The organism is Vibrio sp. 10N.222.48.A3 (assembly GCF_041475345.1).
GTDB classification, from domain to species: Bacteria; Pseudomonadota; Gammaproteobacteria; order Enterobacterales; family Vibrionaceae; genus Vibrio; species Vibrio tasmaniensis_A.
In genome coordinates this window covers 1-1,109 of record NZ_JBFRVX010000936.1, presented here as the reverse complement: position 1 = coordinate 1,109, position 1,109 = coordinate 1, and the positions used below count along the sequence as shown (strand labels likewise).

The following is a 1,109-nucleotide window of genomic DNA, read 5'->3' as shown; positions in this document are numbered from 1 at the left end:
CAACTCCATTTCGCTAGGTAACTTCTGATTTTCTTTCAACTCGCCAGACAAGATTTTGCGAGCAATTTGTCTCGCGACTTGAACATGAATTCGGCGGCTTGAATCTTCCACCAATGTAAATATTGACATTTAAACCACCTGAAATTGAAACTTTGAAAACAAAAAAAGCCAGACGAATCTGGCGCTTAGAGTCAGTGTATACGTCGAATTTAGTGTGAGGTTTTCCCTCATCTATTTGGGTCTGATGACCTTATTTAGTGTGACGATCTTAACGACTTTATATAACTTAGTGAGCTTATATCAGTCAGCTAGCTAGGGCGTTATTTGTCCGCCGTTAACATCTAGGATTTGTCCTGTGATGTACCCGCTACAAGCGTGCGATGCAAAGAAAGCAAATGAAGGGGCAACTTCATCAATATTGCCAAAGCGTCCCATTGGAATGTTGTTAGCAATGGTCGCTTTCAGATCGTCGCTTTTGCCATCGTGAAATGCGGTGTCGATAGTGCCCGGTGAAACAATGTTGAAACGGATATTGTCTTGCGCGAACTCTTTCACCCAATTGCGGTGAATGTCGTGCAACCAAGCTTTAGATGCGGCATAGACGCCAGCACCCACACCACCGCCTTCGCGAGCGGCAATAGAGCCCGTGCTAATCACACACGATGTTTGCCCCGACAAAGCAGCAGATGCACGCAAGTGTGGGATAGAGAACTTAGTTGTCATCAGCGCGGATCGAACATTTAGGTTCATCACACGCTCATAAAACTCGTCATCGATATTTTCTAGACTTGCACGCCCACCAAGGCCACCAGCGTTGTTAATCAACACATCCATGCCGCCAAAATGGTCGGTGAACTCTTTGACTAACCTTTCGCACTCTAATGTGTCCATTAGGTTTGCAGGAAAAAACGCAACATCGCCACCCAATGCGGTGAGTTCGGTGAGAACGTCATCGACTTTTGGGCTGAAAGCACGACTATTGATGCCAATCTTTGCGCCGTACTTTGCAAAAATGCGTGCAGTAGCTAAGCCCATACCAGCAGTAGAGCCAGTAATTAAAATGCGTTTGCCTTTTAAATCGTTAAACATCAGAGTCGCCTATATTGTAG

General features: G+C 45.4%; 1 protein-coding gene and 1 pseudogene. Both read right to left on the bottom strand.

The window, feature by feature from the left end; all coding sequences use genetic code 11:
* Window positions 1-129 (bottom strand): annotated as a pseudogene (locus AB4653_RS22085) (GntR family transcriptional regulator); the annotation flags it as partial.
* Between the two features lie 183 nt (window positions 130-312).
* Complete coding sequence (locus AB4653_RS22080) at window positions 313-1,089, bottom strand: SDR family NAD(P)-dependent oxidoreductase (protein WP_004733530.1); 777 nt, start codon at window positions 1,087-1,089, stop codon at window positions 313-315.
* Between the last annotated feature and the right edge of the window lie 20 nt (window positions 1,090-1,109).